This window comes from Microbacterium sp. SORGH_AS_0421 (assembly GCF_030818635.1).
Lineage (GTDB): Bacteria > Actinomycetota > Actinomycetes > Actinomycetales > Microbacteriaceae > Microbacterium.
The window spans coordinates 2,788,961-2,806,716 of record NZ_JAUTAO010000001.1 but is presented as its reverse complement, the minus strand read 5'-3'; the positions used below and the strand labels follow the sequence as shown (position 1 = coordinate 2,806,716).

17 protein-coding genes and 1 tRNA gene are annotated in these 17,756 nt (G+C 70.2%); 8 read left to right on the top strand and 10 right to left on the bottom strand.

Annotated elements, in window-relative coordinates; all coding sequences use genetic code 11:
• Positions 1–11: 11 nt before the first annotated feature.
• Positions 12–608, bottom strand: a complete 597-nt coding sequence (locus QE416_RS13345) for a DUF6230 family protein (RefSeq protein ID WP_210074971.1) — start codon at positions 606–608, stop codon at positions 12–14.
• A gap of 111 nt (positions 609–719) precedes the next feature.
• Here QE416_RS13345 and QE416_RS13340 point away from each other — a divergent pair, with 111 nt between their 5' ends.
• Positions 720–1,337 (top strand): TetR/AcrR family transcriptional regulator, encoded by a 618-nt coding sequence (locus QE416_RS13340; RefSeq protein WP_267787228.1) that lies wholly within the window; start codon positions 720–722, stop codon positions 1,335–1,337.
• A gap of 135 nt (positions 1,338–1,472) precedes the next feature.
• Positions 1,473–1,808 (top strand): ATP-dependent DNA ligase, encoded by a 336-nt coding sequence (locus tag QE416_RS13335; RefSeq protein WP_210074975.1) that lies wholly within the window; start codon positions 1,473–1,475, stop codon positions 1,806–1,808.
• Positions 1,809–1,822: 14 nt separating this feature from the next.
• On the opposite strand, the gene QE416_RS13330 is transcribed toward QE416_RS13335, so the two are convergent.
• Both QE416_RS13330 and QE416_RS13325 read right to left on the bottom strand, forming a co-directional pair.
• Positions 1,823–3,250 carry a HAMP domain-containing sensor histidine kinase gene (locus tag QE416_RS13330; protein ID WP_307316882.1) on the bottom strand — a complete coding sequence of 476 codons (1,428 nt, stop codon included), beginning with the start codon at positions 3,248–3,250 and terminating at the stop codon, positions 1,823–1,825.
• A complete protein-coding gene (locus tag QE416_RS13325) occupies positions 3,247–3,921 on the bottom strand; it encodes a response regulator transcription factor (RefSeq protein ID WP_267787230.1) in 675 nt (224 codons plus the stop codon). The genes QE416_RS13330 and QE416_RS13325 overlap by 4 nt, the downstream gene beginning before the upstream one ends.
• A 145-nt stretch (positions 3,922–4,066) precedes the next feature.
• Between QE416_RS13325 and QE416_RS13320 the strand changes: the two genes are divergently transcribed.
• The 3 genes from QE416_RS13320 to QE416_RS13310 all read left to right on the top strand — a co-directional run bounded on the left by QE416_RS13320 (position 4,067) and on the right by QE416_RS13310 (position 6,212).
• Entirely contained in the window at positions 4,067–4,603 is a 537-nt protein-coding gene (locus tag QE416_RS13320) for a hypothetical protein (RefSeq protein WP_307316880.1), read from the top strand.
• 76 nt (positions 4,604–4,679) lie between these two features.
• Complete coding sequence (locus tag QE416_RS13315) at positions 4,680–5,549, top strand: hypothetical protein (protein ID WP_307316878.1); 870 nt, start codon at positions 4,680–4,682, stop codon at positions 5,547–5,549.
• Between the two features lie 159 nt (positions 5,550–5,708).
• Positions 5,709–6,212 carry a DUF3145 domain-containing protein gene (locus tag QE416_RS13310; protein WP_210074985.1) on the top strand — a complete coding sequence of 168 codons (504 nt, stop codon included), beginning with the start codon at positions 5,709–5,711 and terminating at the stop codon, positions 6,210–6,212.
• A gap of 155 nt (positions 6,213–6,367) precedes the next feature.
• Here the strand turns inward: QE416_RS13310 and QE416_RS13305 are convergent, their stop codons facing one another.
• The 6 genes from QE416_RS13305 to aceE form a co-directional block, all read right to left on the bottom strand.
• Positions 6,368–7,606, bottom strand: coding sequence for a beta-ketoacyl synthase (locus QE416_RS13305; RefSeq protein WP_210074987.1), 1,239 nt, complete (start codon positions 7,604–7,606; stop codon positions 6,368–6,370).
• Between the two features lie 68 nt (positions 7,607–7,674).
• The gene (locus QE416_RS13300) at positions 7,675–7,923 is read right to left on the bottom strand and encodes an acyl carrier protein (protein ID WP_022880558.1); all 249 of its coding nucleotides are present in this window, start codon (positions 7,921–7,923) and stop codon (positions 7,675–7,677) included.
• Positions 7,924–7,991: 68 nt separating this feature from the next.
• Entirely contained in the window at positions 7,992–8,996 is a 1,005-nt protein-coding gene (locus QE416_RS13295; RefSeq protein WP_267787234.1) for a beta-ketoacyl-ACP synthase III, read from the bottom strand.
• Entirely contained in the window at positions 8,993–9,913 is a 921-nt protein-coding gene (locus QE416_RS13290) for an ACP S-malonyltransferase (protein WP_307316874.1), read from the bottom strand. The genes QE416_RS13295 and QE416_RS13290 overlap by 4 nt, the downstream gene beginning before the upstream one ends.
• An 82-nt stretch (positions 9,914–9,995) precedes the next feature.
• Positions 9,996–11,216, bottom strand: a complete 1,221-nt coding sequence (locus QE416_RS13285) for a CdaR family transcriptional regulator (RefSeq protein ID WP_267789411.1) — start codon at positions 11,214–11,216, stop codon at positions 9,996–9,998.
• A 76-nt stretch (positions 11,217–11,292) separates the two neighbouring features.
• Entirely contained in the window at positions 11,293–14,019 is a 2,727-nt protein-coding gene (aceE, locus tag QE416_RS13280; RefSeq protein WP_307316871.1) for a pyruvate dehydrogenase (acetyl-transferring), homodimeric type, read from the bottom strand.
• Between the two features lie 251 nt (positions 14,020–14,270).
• Here aceE and QE416_RS13275 point away from each other — a divergent pair, with 251 nt between their 5' ends.
• Positions 14,271–14,966, top strand: a complete 696-nt coding sequence (locus QE416_RS13275) for a hypothetical protein (protein WP_307316869.1) — start codon at positions 14,271–14,273, stop codon at positions 14,964–14,966.
• A 3-nt stretch (positions 14,967–14,969) separates the two neighbouring features.
• Here QE416_RS13275 and QE416_RS13270 read toward each other — a convergent pair.
• Positions 14,970–15,042, bottom strand: a tRNA-Val gene (locus QE416_RS13270).
• Positions 15,043–15,304: 262 nt separating this feature from the next.
• Here QE416_RS13270 and QE416_RS13265 point away from each other — a divergent pair.
• Both QE416_RS13265 and QE416_RS13260 read left to right on the top strand, forming a co-directional pair.
• The gene (locus tag QE416_RS13265; RefSeq protein ID WP_307316867.1) at positions 15,305–16,033 is read left to right on the top strand and encodes a zinc ribbon domain-containing protein; all 729 of its coding nucleotides are present in this window, start codon (positions 15,305–15,307) and stop codon (positions 16,031–16,033) included.
• A gap of 12 nt (positions 16,034–16,045) precedes the next feature.
• Positions 16,046–17,752, top strand: a complete 1,707-nt coding sequence (locus QE416_RS13260) for a bifunctional 3'-5' exonuclease/DNA polymerase (protein ID WP_267787238.1) — start codon at positions 16,046–16,048, stop codon at positions 17,750–17,752.
• The last annotated feature ends 4 nt before the right edge of the window (positions 17,753–17,756 follow it).

Sequence of the window (17,756 nt, the reverse complement as noted above, 5' to 3'; positions counted from 1 at the left end):
GACGACTCCGATCAGAAGCAGGTCTTCGAGCCGTCGGTCAGCTCGAGCTTCATGCCGGTGAGGGTGAAGACCGAGGCCTGCGTGCTCCACGCGGTCTGCTTGAGATGTGCGATCGAGATGGTGTCGGCATCCTGAGCGAAGTCCCCCGGGGTGCCTTTGGCCGAGGTGTTGACCGTCGAGGCGTCCACGCCGATGCGGATGTTGCCGAACGAGGAGTCGCCCTGGAGGCCCGTCATGCCGATCTGCAGGTCGGAGGCGGATGCCGGGGCGCCGCCACCACCCGCGGTGATCAGGACGCCCACCTTGCCCAGGGGAGTGTCGCTGACGACCGACTGACAGAGGTCGGCGAGAGTGGCCGACCGGATGTTGGCGATCGCGACGTTGTGCTGGCCTCCGGCGGTGTCGCTGGTGACGCCAGCGTATTGCGAGAAGCCGGTGCCCTCCAGCTGCGAGGCGCTGATCTGGAACTGGCTGCCCGACACGGCGAAGGACACGGGCACCGCGCCCTGGGCGACACCGGTGAGAAGAAGGCTCGCGACGGCGGCGACGGGCACGGTCGCCAGGGCGACCCGGCCGGTGCGGGAGCGGGTCAGGTTACGGAACTTCATCGATCCTCCTGCGGAAAGCGAGCCCGGCGCCGTCGCCGAGCGAAGCCAGGCTACGCCGCATTGACAGAGTGTCAATAGTTGGAGACAGCATCGCTTCGTTAGAGTTCCCTCATGTCGAGCGACCGTCGCACGCGCCTCACGCCGGATCAGAGGCGCGCCCAGCTCGTCGCCTCGGGTGTCGCGTTTCTCGCCGAGAAGCCGCTCGACGACCTCACGATGGAAGTGCTCTCCGAGCGCGTCGGCGTCTCACGCGGCCTTGTCTTCCACTACTTCGGCTCGCGCCAGGGCCTGCACCGAGAGGTCGTGATCACGGCCGCGGCGGCGCTGCTGGAGGCGTCCGTCCCGCGGGAAGACCTCGACCCGCGGGAGCGGCTCGACGACACGCTCGCCCGCATCGTCGCCTTCGTTCGCGAGCATCGGGGCACCTTCTTCTCTCTCGTGCGCGGCGTCGCCTCCGGCGACCCGGAGGTGAGGAGCGAGGTCGATCGCGCTCGAGACGTGACCGCGGGCTGGGTGACCGACGGCTTCCTCGAACTCGGTTCCGGCGATTCCCCTCTGCTTCGAGTGGCCCTGCGCTCGTGGGTGAACTTCGCCGAAGAGGTGCTCGTCGAACTCGCTCTCGGCACCGAGATGCCGGCGGCGGAGATCGTCGCCTTCCTGTCGCGCTCGGCCTTCGGCGTGCTGGCGTCGGTGGTGGGAGAGCCCGCTGGGCCGACGCCACGGGCCTGATCGCCGCGGCAAATCCTCCGGCAATCCGCTCCCGCCCTCGCGACGAATGGCACAATAGAAGGGCCCCCATTGCTGCGCCCCAGCGCGGTCCCTTTGAAACACGGTTCGATTCGTCGAGCCAGAAAAGGATCTGTGATGGGACGTCTTATCTACCGTGATCGCGCGTCGTTCGACATCGACGACCGCATCCTCGCTCACCTCCGCATCGTCGTGATGAACAAGCTCCGCCGTAACGAGGGCTTCATGCTGCAACTGCCTGTCAACGAAGGCGTGCGACAGGCCAGCCTGTGGATCCACGCCTCGAACGCGCTCGTCATGCAGTTCTACGGCGGACGGGAGCCGGCGATCGATCGCGCGCTCGTCGATCAGATGATGCACGACGCCAGCGGCGCCGACGGGCTCACCCTGACCGCCGCGGGAATCGCCCCCGCGACCACGGCCCCGCACCGGCAGCCCATCGGCGGTCGATGACGGGGCTCAGGCCCTCACCCCTCGAGCGGTAGCGTCACCTCGAATCGCGCGCCGACCCCACCGTCGACGCATCTCACGTCGCCGCCGTGCGCTCGCGCGATCCCTCGCGCGATCGGCAATCCGAGACCGACCCCGCCGGATGCCGCCCGCGCGGCGTCCAAACGGACGAGACGCTCGAAGATGCGCTCGCGGTCGGCCGCCGGAACGCCCGGGCCGTCATCGGTGACGGACACCACCGCGGTCGCGCCGCGCACGGCGACAGCCACGGTCACGGTGCCGGTTCCCCCGGTTGCCCGCGCCGCGTTCTCGATGAGGTTCGACAACACCTGGGCGAGGCGGTCGGGGTCGGCGTGCACCGGCACCGCGGCATCCGGAGTCTGCGCGCGAAGGACGAGGGAGGGGTGTACGAGCGGGGCGCGGCCCACTTCGGCCTCGACGAGCGCCCGCAGGTCGAGATCCGTGCGCGAGAGCTCGAGACCGCGATCGACGCGGGCCATCGTCAGCAGGTCGTCGACGAGGCGTGAAGCCCGCGCCGCCTCGCGTGCCACGTGCGCGGCGAGCACCTCGCGCTCGGGTCCGTCGAGGTCGGCGCGCACGAGCGTGTCGGCGGCCGCCCGGATGCCGGCGACCGGCGTGCGCAACTCGTGCGCCGCGTCCGACAGGAACGCCCGCAGGCGCTGCTCGGCGTCCAGAGCGGCCCGCTCGGCGCCCACCACGTCGTCGAGCATGTCGTCGAGGGCGGTGGCGACGCGTCCGATCTCGGTATCGGAGCGGGTGGGGTGCAGACGCCGTTGGCGCTCCCCGGAGCCGATCGCGCGAGCGACGCTCGACACCTGATCGAGGGGCCTCAGGCTCCGTCGCACGACGAGGGTGACCGCGCCTGCCGCGAGCACGAGGACGCCGATCGACGACAGCGCCATGATCCATCGCACCTGAGCGAGCGTGTCGTCGACGCCCGCCACCGACGCCGTCAGGGTCAGACTCGAGCCGTCGCTGAGCGTCGAACGCAGCGTCACGAGCTCATCGTCGCCCGTGACCTCGGATGCGATGACGCTCACGTCGTTCGAGACCGTGGGCTGAGGGGTGGAACGGGCACCGGGACCGGCGCCGGGGCCTCCGGGTCCACCCGGTGGAGCTTCGCGCAACTGCTCGGGGCTGGGGCCGGCGACCACCGAGTCGCCCCCCGCGCTGTCGATGCGGACGGCGAGCCCCTGGTCGGACAATCGCTCGGCCAGGTCGGCGTCATCGACCGTTCCCACCAGGGAGGCGGCGGCCGCAGCGCGATCCCGTAAGCGCTCCTCGATCTGGCCGCGCAGGCGGGCCCCCAAGGCCACGTCGACGACGACGGCGAGCACGACCAGCAGCAGCGCCACCAGGGCCACCACCGCCACGATCGTCCGCCGGCGCAGCGATCCCGACTTCAGCGGGGGCGAGGGTCTCACCGTTCCTCGCTCAAGCGGTAGCCGAGGCCGCGCACGGTGTGGATCAGCCGCGGTCCACGCTGCTCCATCTTGCGGCGGAGCGCGCTCAGGTGCACCTCGACGAGATTGGGGTCGTAGTCCTCGTAACCCCAGACCTGGGTGAGGATCTGCGCCTTCGAGAGGGTTCGTCCGCGACTCTCGGCGAGCAGGTGCAGCAGCCGGAACTCCGTGGCCGTCAACTCGAGAGACACTCCACCGCGATGTGCCGTCGCGGCATCCGGATCGACCACCAGATCTCCCACCGACACGGTCTGCGGCAGCCTCCCGCGCCGCCGAAGAACCGCGCCGCTGCGCGCGACGAGCTCGGCCATCGTGAACGGCTTCACCACGTAGTCGTCGGCACCCTCCGCGAACCCCCGCAGGCGATCATCGACCTCGTCTCGCGCGGTCAGCATGATGACCGCCGTGTCGCCCGTGGCCCGCACGATCGGGAGCAACCGGATGCCGCTGGGCCCCGGCATCATCCAGTCGATGATCACGAGGTCGGGGCGGAACGACGCCAACCGGTCGGCGAGGTCCGTGCCGTCGGGCGCCGCCTCGGCGACGAAACCGTCGGCGCGCAGAGCCGTGGTGACGGCGACGCGGATCGTCTCGTCGTCGTCGAGGACGAGCACGCGGGCAGCGAGGGACATCGGAGCGACGATACGGTCACCGGCTGAACGGGACTTATGGCTTGCGTATGCGAACCGGGCGGGTGAGCCGGCTTCAGGTTCGCTTCAGTCCCGGCTCGAAGTCTGGTTCCAGAGCCGGTGACCGACACCGGACGGAAAGAGAACCATGAACGACGACAATCCCACCCTGCCGCTGCCGCGTCAGGAGGAGACCCCCGAACCCCGCCGCCGCTCCTGGCGCGGGCCGGCGCTCATCGCCGGCGCCGTGATCGTGGCCGCGGGCCTCACCGGCGGAACCGCAGCGCTCGCGGCGCAGAGCAACGGGACGGGCCCGCTGGCGGCCTCCTCGACCTCGGCCCCCAGCGCCGACGGCGGCTCGACGGGCCCCGGCACCAGCACTCCCGGGACGGCCCCCACCCCGGATGCCACGCCCTCGGCCCCCGCCGACGGCAGCACCCCGACGCCTCCCGCCGACGGCACCGCTCCTGCCGCCCCCGGCGGAGGAAAGGGACCGGGCGAATGCGGCCCCGGTGCGCCCAAGGGCGACGCCGCCAAGCCCGCGCCGCCCGCCGACGGCACGGCTCCCACTCCGCCCGCCGAGGGGGACAAGCCCACGCCGCCCGCACCCCCGGCCGACGGCACGGCTCCCACCCCGCCCGCCGAGGGCACCACGCCGACGCCGCCCGCCACGCCGGGCAGTTGAGCGCCACCCCGCGCTGACCGCGCGCCACGCCCTTCGCGTGCAGCGCGCGGTCAGCGCGGTGAGGCACGATCGACGGGTGGCGAGAACACGCAGGCGGCGCCGCCGCACGCCCCGGCAACGGCTCATCCGCCGACGGCGTCTGGTCTTCGGCGCCGTTGCCGCGGTGCTCGTCGGCCTGGTCGCCCTCGCGGTCGTCCCGCTCGTCTCGCTCACCACCGCGTGGAACACCGAGGCGCGTCGCGCGGCCATCGACCTCACGTCCTTCGACCCGGGCCATCTGATCGACGACGAGCAGTTCTACGACGGCGACGCGCTCACCGCTGATCAGATCCAGACCTTCCTCGACGATCAGGTGGGGGAGTGTCGCAACAGCGACTGTCTGTCCGTCCTGCGCTCCGAACTGCCGGCACGAGGACCGGTCGTCTCGGATGCCACGGGCCGCACGGTCTGCGAGGGCTACGACGGGGGAGAGCTCACGGCCGCCCAGATCATCGACCGCCTGCAGCGCGCGTGCGGCATCTCGGCGAAGGTGCTCCTGGTCACCCTGCAGAAGGAGCAGAGCCTCGTCTCGGGTCGCACCGCCCGGGCCCCCTCACCCGAACAACTCGGGGCGGCGATGGGCGCCCGATGCCCCGACACCGCCCCCTGCGACGCCGGGGCCGCCGGCTTCGGTGCACAGGTCGCCCAGGCCGCGACCGACCTGAAGTCCTACAGCGCTTCCGACTTCATGCGGCAACCGGGTACGCACTACCTCGCCTACTCGCCCGACCCCTCCTGCGGGGGTTCGGAGGTCACCATCGCGAACGCTGCCACCGCGGCCTTGTACAACTACACGCCTTATCAGCCGAACGCCGCGGCCCTGGCCGCGCGCTGGGGAGTCGGAGACTCCTGCTCGGCATACGGCAACCGCAACTTCGCGCTCTATTGGGCTCTCTGGTTCGGCTGAATCGACCCGTCGAGCACCACGGGTCGACGCGCGGGGCCCGTGGCGAAATCACAGTGTTGTGATTTCGTTATGCACGGGCGATAATGGCCGGACAACCGAACAATCGCCAACACTCCATCACAGGTCGTAGGGGAAGACGTACCTGACGAAGGAGAAACCATGGCGATCACGTCTTCGCGCGGAGTGATCCTGATCCACTCCGCGCCCCGCGCGTTGTGCCCCCACCTCGAGTGGGCGGTGGGACGCGCTCTCGGCCGCGCGGTCAACTTCGACTGGACCGAGCAGCCCGTTCTCACGGGCAGTCGTCGCGCGGAGTTCTACTGGGAAGGCCCCGTCGGCTCCGGTGCCGCCCTCGCGAGTGCGATCCGCGGCTGGGAGCACCTCCGTTTCGAGGTGAGCGAGGACCCCACGCCCCGCAGTGACGGCGGCCGCTGGATGCACACGCCGGGACTCGGCATCCACTTCGCTCAGACCGATTCCGCGGGCAACGTCGTCATTGCCGAGGACCGCGTGCGCTACGCGATGGAGGTCGCCGCGGGCGACGCTCTCGAATTGCAACGCGAGCTCGACGTCGCCCTGGGCTCCGCCTGGGACGAAGAGCTCGAGCCCTTCCGCCATGCCGGCGACGACCAGCAGATCGTCTGGCTGCACAAGGTGGGTTGAGACCGTCGGGCGGGGGAGGCGCCACTACCGGAGGTCGGTGACCACACCCGGCACCGGGACCGCGTATCCCTCGCCTGACAAGACGAGAGCCCCCTGGCATCCCCGATTGCAGTCGGGGGGATGCCAGGGGGCTCTCGCCGTGCGGAAGACCGCGCTCAGACCGAGGCGATGGCCACGACGGCGTTGTGACCGCCGAAGCCGAAGGAGTTGCTGATCGCGAGCTGGTCGCCGGCTCCGAGCTCGACGGCCGAGCCGGACAGGGCGAACGGGACCTCCGGGTCCTGCTCGGTCAGGTTGATCGTCGGCGGGGCGACGCGATTCTGAAGCGCCAGCACCGTGAAGATCGCCTCGAGGGCACCGGTTCCACCGAGCAGGTGACCGGTGGAGGCCTTGGTGGCCGACACCGGGATCTCGTCGACACGGGCGCCGAACACGGCGCGTAGAGCCTTGTACTCGTTCGGGTCGCCGACCGGGGTCGAGGTGGCGTGGGCGTTGATGTGGGTGACGTCGTCGACCGACGCGCCCGCCATCTCGAGCGCCATGTGCACGGCTCGTGCGGCGCCGTGACCCTCGGGATCGTTGGCGGTGATGTGATACGAATCCGCCGTGACGCCGCCGCCCACGATCGAGGCGTAGATCTTCGCGCCGCGGGCCTTCGCGTGTTCCTCGGTCTCGAGGATGAGGACACCGGCGCCCTCGCCCATGACGAAGCCGTCGCGGTCGATGCTGGCCGGGCGGGACGCCGTCTCGGGGGAGTCGTTGCGCTTGGAGAGCGCCTGCATCGACGCGAACGAGGCGATCGTGATGGGGTGGATCGCCGACTCGGTGCCACCGGCGATCACGACGTCGGCCAGGCCGTCGCGGATGTGCTGCACGGCGTTCACGATCGACTCGGTGCTCGAGGCACAGGCCGAGGCGACCGTGCGGGCGAACGCGCGGGCGTTGAAGTGCAGGGAGAGGTTGCCGGCGGCCGCGTTGGGCATGAGCATGGGCACCGTCATCGGCATGACGCGCCGCGGGCCCTTCTCGCGCAGGGTGTCCCACGCGTCGAGCAGCGTCCAGACGCCGCCGATACCGGTGGCGAAGTCGACACCGAGACGGTCTGGGTCGATGTCGGGGGAGCCGGCGTCTTCCCAGGCCTCTTTCGCCGCCACCATCGCGAGCTGCGACGAAGGGTCGAGGCGCTTGGCGACGGGGCGCTCGAGCACGGTCTCCGGGCGCACCAGGGCCTCGGCGGCGAAGGTGACGGGCAGGTTGTACTGCTCGACCCACTCGTGCTCGAGGGAACGGGCGCCGGAGGTTCCGGCGAGCAGGGCGGACCAGCTCTCGGGTGCCGTGCCGCCGATGGGCGAAGTGGCTCCGATGCCGGTGACGACGATGCGGGGTGTGCTCATGAGCGAGAAATCCTTGGTGCGGCCGACAGGTCGTGACCGGTGGGGGCCGGAGCCCCCACCGGGAGGTGTCAGGACTGGTTCGACGTGATGAAGGTCACGGCGTCGCCGACGGTCTTGAGGTTCTTGACCTCGTCGTCGGGAATGGTGACACCGAACTTCTCTTCGGCGTTGACCACGATCGTCATCATCGAGATGGAGTCGATGTCGAGGTCGTCGGTGAAGGACTTCTCGAGCGCGACCTCGTCGGCCGAAATGCCCGTCTCGTCGGTGATGAGCTCGGCAAGGCCGGCGAGAACCTCGTCGTTGGTGAATGCCATGATGTCTCCTGTTTCTTGGGGGCGGGGCCTGTCGGGCCCCGATCAGTCTAGAGTTCGACGGCGCTGCGTCAGGGCAGCACGACGACCTGCGCGCCGAACACCAGTCCGGCTCCGAAGCCGATCTGCAGCGCGAGGCCGCCGCTGAGCTCGGGGTGTTCCTCGAGCAGGCGGTGGGTGGCGAGGGGGATGGATGCCGCGGACGTGTTGCCCGTGGTCTCGATGTCGCGACCGATGACGACGGTCTCGGGCAGCCCGAGCTGCTTCGCGAACTCGTCGATGATGCGCATGTTCGCCTGGTGCGGCACGAACGCGGCGAGGTCGGCGGGCTCGATACCCGCGGCCTCGATGGCCTGGCGCGCGACCTTCACCATCTCCCAGACGGCCCAGCGGAAGACCGTGGGGCCCTCCTGACGCAGGGTCGGCCAGGCCGCGACGCCGTCGCGGAAGTCGGTCAGGGTGGCGTTCATGCCCACGGCATCCGCCTTCGAGCCGTCCGAGCCCCAGATGGTGGGGCCGATACCGGGGGTGTCGCTCGGGCCCACTACCACGGCGCCCGCGCCGTCGCCGAGCAGGAACGAGATGCTGCGATCGGTGGGATCGACGACGTCGCTGAGCTTCTCGGCGCCGACCACGACGACGTGCTTCGCGAGACCGGCCCGCACGAGCGCGTCGGCCTGACCGACTCCGTAGGCGAAGCCCGCGCACGCGGCGTTGAGGTCGTAGGCGGCGGCGGGGTTCGCACCGATCCGGTCGGCCACGATGGCCGAGGCGGACGGAGTCTGCTTGGGGTTGCTGATGGTCGCCACGATCACGGCGTCGATGTCTTCGGGCGCCACGCCCGACTTCTCGACCGCTTCGCGCGCGGCCGTGGTGGCCAGGTCGATGGCATCCGTCTCTTTGTTCGCGCGAACGCGCGTGACGATGCCGGTGCGCTGGCGGATCCACTCGTCGCTCGAGTCGATCGGGCCCACGAGGTCGTCGTTCGGCACGAAGTTCTCGCCGCGGGCGGCGCCGTACGAGTAGATGCGCGTGTGCGCGGGGCCCTGCAGCTGGCGGAGGGTGGGGGTGCTCATGCCTGTTCTTCTTTCAGCAGGGAGACGGCCGCGTCGAGGTCGTCGGGGGTCTTGACCGCGACGGTCGGGGTGCCGCGGAGGGCGCGCTTGGCGAGCCCGGTGAGGGCGCCGGCGGGGGACATCTCGATGATGCCGGTCACGCCGTGCTCGGCGAACGACAGCATGCAGCGGTCCCAGCGCACGGGGGAGGCGACCTGCGCGACGACGAGGTCGAGGGCGCGACGTCCCTCGGCGACGACGGAGCCGTCGGAGTTCGTCCAGAGCGTCGTGCTCGGGTCAGAGACTGCGACGTCGGCCGCGGCGGCGCGGAGGGTCTCGACGGCGGGCTCCATGAAACGGGTGTGAAACGCTCCCGCGACCTGCAGTGCGATGACGCGCGCACCGCGCGGCGCCTCGGAGGCGAGCTCTGCCAACGCCGAGAGTTCACCGGCCGCCACGATCTGTCCACCGCCGTTGTAGTTGGCCGGGGTGAGGCCGAGCACGTCCAGTCGCTCGAGCACGGACTGCTCGTCGCCGCCCACGACGGCGCTCATGCCGGTCTCGACGGCGGCGGCGGCCTCGGCCATCGCGCGGCCGCGGAGTCCGACCAGACGCAACGCGTCGTCCTCTGAGAGCACACCGGATGCCGCCAGTGCGGCGATCTCACCGACGGAGTGCCCCGCGACCCCGTGCACCGACGCGCCGGCGCGGTCGTTCAGCGCGGCCCACGACAGCAGGCTCGCCGCCACGATCAGCGGCTGCGCCACGCTCGTGTCGCGGATGCGATCGGCATCCCACTCGGTACCGGCGGCGATGAGATCGACGCCCGCCTGCTCGGAATAGGCGGCGAGACGATCACGCGCCCCGTCGAGTTCGAGCCAGGGCGAGAGGAACCCGGGGGTCTGAGAGCCCTGTCCGGGGAAGACGGCGATGATCACCGTTCCATCCTGTCAAGGATCGGGCACGCGCTTCTGGAGATATCGACACAGAAATACGGCGTGTCTTTGTGCGCGCCGTGCATCAACGCGCCAGAGGCGACCGTCGGCCCACCGGACTCCGGCGGCGCGTGGCATCCGTTCCGATCGATCCGAGGATGAGCGCGGTCTGCAGGATGAGCGCTTCTCGCGGACCTGTGGCATCCCACCCGATGACCTCCGACACGCGCTTGAGGCGGTACCGCACGGTGTTGGGATGCACGTACAGCTCGCGGGCCGTGGCCTCGAGCGAGCGGCCGTTGTCGAGGTAGCTCCACAGGGTCGCGACGAGATCGGCGCTGTGCGCGTGCAGGGGCTGATACACGCGGTCGACCAGGGTCTGCTTGGCCACGGCGTCGCCGGCGAGGGCGCGCTCGGGCAACAGGTCGTCGGCCTCGACCGGGCGCGGGGCGTGGCGCCAGGCACGGGCCACGGCGAAGCCGGCAAGGGCCGCACGAGCGCTCTGCCCCGCGTCGACCAGCGCGGGCACGGCGGGCCCGAGCACGAGATGCCCGGTGCCGAAGCCCGGCTCGAGGCGCCTCGCGATCTCGGGGAACGGCAGTTCGGCATTCTCTTCGCCGGCACGGGCGGGCAGGTCGGCCCGGCCGACCACGAGCACTAGGCGGGAACCCTGCACACCGATGAGCACGTCGACGCCGAGCTTGCGCGCGGTACGCCGTACCTGGTCGACGTCGAGCTGCGGGGGAGTCGTGCCCACCAGGACCGCGACTTCTCCGTGGCCGTGCCACCCGAGGGCGGCGATACGGCTGGGGAGTTCGTCGTCGGCCTCGCCGGTGAGGATCGAGTCTACGACGAGGGCTTCGAGACGCGCATCCCAGAGCCCCCGCGCCTCGGCGGCACGCGCGTACACGTCGGCGGCGGCGAAGGCGACCTCGCGCGAATACGACAGCATCGCCTCGCGCACCTTCTCGCTGCGACCGGCCACGCGCTCCTCCATGACCTCGACGGTCACGCGGACGAGCTGAAGTGTCTGCGTCAGGCTGACGCTGCGCAGCAGCTCACGGGGAGCGGCGGCAAAGATGTCCGCGGCGATGGCGGGAGTGGATGCCGGCTCCTCGAACCACTGCAGGAACGAGGTGATCCCCGCCTGGGCGACGAGCCCGACGGCTGATCGCCGAGCGGGGGGCATCTCGGCGTACCACGGCAGCGTCTCTTCGAGGCGCTGGATCGTCGCCGTGGCCAGATCGCCCGAGATACGCCGAAGCCAGGTGAGGGTGTCGGCCTTCTCCTGCGCGGCGGCGGCCACCGAGCCCGCAGACCGGTCGGGTCCGGCCCCGCCCGTGGAGGCGGAACCGGACCCGTCGGTGGTGCTCGTCACGTGATCAGGCCTCGCCGCCCGCGTTGCCGGTCGTTCCAGCGTTGACGTCGTGGAGACGGTACTTCTCGATCGCCTGTCCGACGACCGCGCGGTCGACCTTGCCCTCTTCGGCCAGCGCCTGCAGGGTGCGGACGACCATCGAAGGACCATCGATCTTGAAGAAGCGACGTGCGGCGGCACGGGTGTCCGAGAAGCCGAAGCCGTCGGCCCCGAGGGTCCAGTAGTTCTGCGGGACCCACTGACGGATCTGGTCCTGGACCGCGTGCATCCAGTCGCTGACCGCGATGACCGGACCCTGGGCTTCCTTCAGCTTGTCCGTGAGGTACGGCACGCGAGGCTCTTCCTCGGGGTGCAGGAAGTTGTGCTCGTCGGCGGCCAGGCCGTCGCGGCGCAGTTCGCTCCACGAGGTGACCGACCACACGTCGGCGACCACGCCCCAGTCGTCCTTCAGCAGACGCTGGGCCTCGAAAGCCCACGGCACGCCGACACCCGAGGCGAGCAGCTGCGCACGGGGGCCGTCGCCCTCGCCCGAGGAGATGTGGTGGATGCCGCGGACGATGCCATCGACGTCGACGCCCTCGGGCTCGGCCGGCTGCACGTACGGCTCGTTGTAGACCGTCATGTAGTACATGACGTTGGGGTCGGGGTGGTTCCCGCCGTACATCCGCTCGATACCCGAGCGCACGATGTGCGAGATCTCATAGCCGTAAGCCGGGTCGTACGACACCGTGGCCGGGTTGGTCGACGCGAGCAGCTGCGAGTGACCGTCGGCGTGCTGCAGGCCCTCACCGGTCAGGGTGGTGCGACCGGCGGTGGCGCCGATGATGAAACCGCGCGCCATCTGGTCGCCCGCGGCCCACTGGGCGTCACCCGTGCGCTGGAAGCCGAACATCGAGTAGAAGACGTACACCGGGATGAGCGGCTCGCCGTGGGTCGAGTACGCCGTGCCCGCCGCGGTGAACGCCGCGAGAGCGCCCGCCTCGTTGATGCCGACGTGCACGATCTGACCCTGCGGGCTCTCCTTGTACGCCAGCAGCAGCTCGCGGTCGACGGAGGTGTAGTGCTGGCCCTTGGGGTTGTAGATCTTCGCCGTCGGGAAGTACGCGTCCATACCGAACGTGCGAGCCTCGTCGGGGATGATCGGCACGATGCGGTGACCGAAGTCCTTGACCCGCAGCAGATCCTTCAGCAGACGCACGAACGCCATGGTCGTGGCGATCTCTTGCGTGCCCGAGCCCTTCTTGGGCAGCGCGTACGCGGCATCCCCCGGCAGTTCGAGACCGACGTGGGTGGTGCGACGCTCGGGAAGGAAACCGCCGAGCGCACGACGACGCTCGAGCATGTACTTGATCGTCTCGTCCTGCTCACCGGGGTTGTAGTACGGCGGCTGGTACGGGTTCTCGTCGAGCTGCGCGTCGGTGACGGGGATGTCCATCGCGTCGCGGAACGCCTTGAGGTCGTCGAGCGTCAGCTTCTTCATCTGGTGGGTCGCGTTGCGGCCCTCGAAGTGCGGACCGAGGCCGTAGCCCTTGATCGTCTTCGCCAGGATGACGGTGGGCTGGCCCTTGTGCTCCTTGGCCGCCTTGAAGGCCGCGTAGACCTTGCGGTAGTCGTGGCCACCGCGCTTGAGGCCCCAGACCTGCTCGTCGGTGTAGTCCTTGACGAGCTCGAGAGCGCGGGGGTCGCGACCGAAGAAGTTCTCGCGGACATACGCGCCGTTCTCGGCCTTGTAGGTCTGGTAGTCGCCGTCGGGCGTGCTGTTCATGAGGTTGAGCAGCGCGCCCTCGGTGTCGCGGGCGAGGAGGTCGTCCCACTCGCGGCCCCAGACGACCTTGATGACGTTCCAGCCGGCACCGCGGAAGAAGCTTTCGAGCTCCTGGATGATCTTGCCGTTACCGCGGACGGGGCCGTCGAGACGCTGGAGGTTGCAGTTGACGATGAAGGTCAGGTTGTCGAGACCCTCGTTCGCCGCGACCTGCAGCTGACCGCGGCTCTCGACCTCGTCCATCTCGCCGTCGCCGAGGTAGGCCCAGACGTGCGAGTCGCCGACGTCCTTGATGCCGCGGTTGGAGAGGTACTTGTTCGACATCGCCTGGTAGATCGCGTTGATCGGGCCGAGGCCCATCGACACGGTCGGGAACTGCCAGAACTCCGGCATGAGGCGCGGGTGCGGGTACGACGGGATGCCGTTGGGCGCCTGCGACTTCTCCTGACGGAAGCCGTCGAGCTGCGCCTCGGTCAGACGACCCTCGAGGTACGCGCGGGCGTAGGCGCCGGGGGAGGCGTGGCCCTGCACGAAGATCTGGTCGCCGCCCGACGGGTCGTCGAGACCGCGGAAGAAGTGGTTGAAGCCCACCTCGTACAGCGCGGCCGACGACGCGTAGGTCGAGATGTGGCCGCCGACGCCGATACCGGGACGCTGGGCGCGGTGCACGGTGACCGCGGCGTTCCAGCGGATCCACTTGCGGTAGCGCCGCTCGAGCTCCTCGTCCCCGGGGAACTCGGGCTCGTTCTTCTGCGAGATCGTGTTGATGTAGTCGGTGGTCGGAACCATCGGCACGTTCAGGTGGAGTTCTTTGGAGCCCTTCAGAAGGCTCAGCATGATCTCGCGAGCGCGAGCCGGACCCTTCGCCTGGACCAGCTGTCGCAGGGATTCCTGCCACTCCCCGGTCTCTTCCGGGTCGCTGTCCTGCGGCCCCTGCGAATACGGATCCTGGTCGTGAACAGTCACGGAAGACCTTTCGTCGTCTGGCAGGTCATGCCAGAGAATCGCCATACGAGTGCGGCAACCCTTGTCTGCTCCGCACAATCAACCAGCGTCCAGCCTAGCGAGTCGCGGCGACATCGGATGCGCCACGGCCGCGACGAACCGGCCCGCGCCGCGCAGACGCTTCGACGTCGAGACGAGCTCCGGCCTATCAAGACCGCCTGAAGCCACCGCGTCGGGCGAGGCGTGCGGGGGCGCGGGTCTAGCCTGACCGCGTGAGCACGCACGAGAGCGAAGGCTTCCGCACCAGACCGGAGCATCGCTGGCCGGTCCTGATCGCCCTGGCCGTCGGCACGGGCCTGTACGCGGTGCTCCCGAACGAGACGTCGGGCGTGCTCCGCTACGTCGTCGTCGGCGCCGGCGTGCTGTGCACGATCCCCATGGTGGTGACGAATCCCTCACGCCTGTCGCGCGAATCCGCCGTGGGCCGGGGCTTCGCTCTCGCCTTCACCGCCGTGCTGCTGCTGGCGAACCAGGTGGCGTTCTTCCTGCTTATCCAGCAGTTGCTGCGCGGAGAGGGAAGCGGCGCCGGAACCCTGCTCGGGGCTGCGCAGGTGTGGGCCATCAACGTCATCGGCTACGCCGTCGTCTACTGGGAGATGGATCGCGGCGGCCCGATCGCCCGCCGCCGGGACGCCCGTGACGAACTGCCGCCAGCGGACTTCCAGTTCCCCCAGGACTCGGATCGGGATGCCGTGAGCGAGGTGGCCCGCCGATCCTCCGACACCGAGGACTGGGCACCCGGGTACGTCGACTACCTGTACTTCTCGGCATCCAACGCTATGGCGTTCAGCCCCACCGACGTCATGCCGCTGAGCACGCGCGCGAAGCTCTTCATGATGGTGCAGGCGGTGTCGGGCTTCATCCTGCTCGCGCTCGTGATCTCGCGCAGCGTGAACATCCTGAACTGACGGTGGGCCCTGCCGGGATCGAACCGACGACATCCACGGTGTAAACGTGGCGCTCTACCAGCTGAGCTAAAGGCCCTGGATGCCTCGAGTCTAGCGTCCGCCCGGCTCCTGGCCCGCGCCACCGCCGCCGCGAGGTCACGTGAACCGGGCGAGGGCACGGGGCATGTCGTGCGTCCTCGCCCAGGTCGCGTGATCTGGTCCTCTCACGGTCGCGGCTCGTCGCCGAGGCCGCGCGATCTGGACCATAGGCAGCTTCGGCCCCGCGCACCACAGACCTCGCCCGGTGGCGCGGCGGTCGCGTACCGCCGATGTCGGAGCCCCGGGGTAGCGTGGAACCCGTGAATGCCGATCCCGCCGACCAGCGCAAACTGCTCGACCTCTCCGACCTCGACGCCCGCATCCGTCGTGACGAGAAGGTCTCGGCCAACCCGCCGCAGGCCGAGCGCGTGCGCGAGCTCCTCGCGCAGCGGGCGACGCTCACGCAAGAGCTGTCGACCCGCGCCAACGCGCGCGATGACATCACCGCCGAGCTGAAGCGTCTCGAGTCCGACGTGGCCGTCGTCGACGCCCGCATCGCGCGCGACACCGAGCGCCTCGCCGCCTCGTCGAACGCCAAGCAGGCGCAGGGCTTCGAGAGCGAGCTGGCCTCGCTCAAGCGGCGCAAGGGTGACCTCGAAGACTTGGAGATCGCGCTCATGGAACGCCTTGAGACCGCCGACGCCGCGGTCTCGGAGCAAGAGGCCCTCATCTCCGAGACAAATGCCCTGGGCACGCGGTTGAGCGCTGAGGCGAAAACCACCGTCTCCGATGCGACGACGCGCCTCGAGGGCGCCCGCCGCGATCGCGACGCGGTGGCCGCCTCGGTTCCCGCCGACCTGCTGGGACTGTACGAGCGTCTCGCCGCCCGTGGCAACGGAGCCGGGCTCCTTCGTGCCGGCGCCTGCGAGGCGTGCCGCATGGTGCTCCCGCCGAGCGATGTCGCCACGGTGCGCCGCGCCCAGACCGACGAGGTCGTGTTCTGTCCCGAGTGCGGCGCCATTCTCGTTCGCACCGAAGAGTCACGATGACCCGAGACGGCCGTGCCGTCTGACACGGTCGTCGTCGGCACCACCTCCGCCGGGCGGATCGCCCTGATCGATCTGGATTCAGAAGGCTTACCGACGCGCACGATCGAGATCGCCGCAAACGAGCTGGCCTCCGTCGTCTCGACGCGCGAAGCAGCGGGTGAGATCCGCTGGGTATGGGCGGATTCCGCCGCGCTGTACGCCCGACTCCTGGCGGCCGGCGTGCGGGTGGCGCGGGCCTGGGACCTGCGCCTGGTCCACGCCATCCTCCGCGACGCCTCCGCGGTCGTCGACGACCACGGCCTCCGCGCGGCCATGACCTGGGATGCCACCGCCTCGGCCCCCGCAGCCGGCGACACCCTCTTCGATCTCGGGGAGTCGGCATCCGGGGTTCCCGAGAGTGCAGACGCGGCCCTCGCCGAGTACCGGCGGCAGGGAGCGGCCATCGCATCGTCGACGAGTCCCGGGGCGCTGCGCCTGCTCTGCGCCGCAGAGTCGGCCGGGGCCCTCATCGCCGTCGAACTGCACGCGGCGGGCGTGCCGTGGAGCACCGCAGCGCACGAGAAGTTGCTTGAGAGCGAGCTCGGCCCGCGGCGAGGCGGCGGGCTTCCGGAAACCGTCGAGAAGACGGCAGCGGCCGTGCGCGCGGCCCTCAACGATCCCGCCGCCTCGCTGGATTCACAGCCGCGGCTGCTGCGGTCGCTGCACCGCGCGGGACTCCTCGTCCAATCCACGAGTCGGTGGGAGCTGGCAGAGCACGACCACCCGGTCGTCGCCCCGCTCGTCGCCTACAAGAAGCTCATGCGGCTCTACACCGCGAACGGCTGGGCGTGGCTCAACGAGTGGGTCAGCGACGGACGCTTCCGACCCGTCTACGTCCCCGCGGGGGTCGTGACGGGCCGCTGGGCATCGTCGGGCGGGGGAGCGTTGCAGATCCCGCGCAATCTCCGCACCGCGGTGCGTGCCGACCCGGGATGGACACTCGTCACCGCGGACGTCGCCCAGCTCGAACCGCGCGTCCTCGCCGCGATGGCGCGCGACACGGCCCTGGCCGAGGCGGCAGCCGGTCGCGATCTGTACGCCGGGATCGTCGAGCGCGGCGCGGTCGCCAGCCGCGCCGAGGCGAAGCTCGCGATGCTGGGCGCCATGTACGGCGCCACGACCGGGGAGAGCGGTCGACTCCTGCCACGCCTTCGTCGCACCTTCCCCCGGGCCATGCAGCTCGTCGACGAGGCCGCGCGCACCGGTGAAGAAGGTGGCGTCGTGCATACGTGGCTCGGCCGCACCTCGCCCCCGGCGGGGGAATCGTGGCGCGCTCTGCAGTCGATGGCGAGCGAGTCTTCGGCATCCGGGATCGACGAGAACCGGGCGCGCCGCTCCGCGCGCGACCGCGGACGCTTCACCCGCAACTTCGTCGTGCAAGGTACCGCGGCCGAGTGGGCGCTCGCGTGGCTCGCCGATCTCCGTGGGCGCCTGGCGGCGCTTCCGGCGACAGATGACGATGTGCCGGCCACGGCATCTGGCCCGGTGTTCTCGCGACGACCGCACCTGGCATTCTTCCTGCACGACGAGATCGTCGTGCACACCCCGATCGAGCACGCGGATGCCGTCGCCGAGGCGGTGCGCGAAGCGGCGACCGCCGCCGGGCGCCTCTTGTTCGGGACGTTCCCGATCGACTTCCCCCTGGACCTTCGCATCGGCGAAACGGCCGAGAAGGGCTGACGGG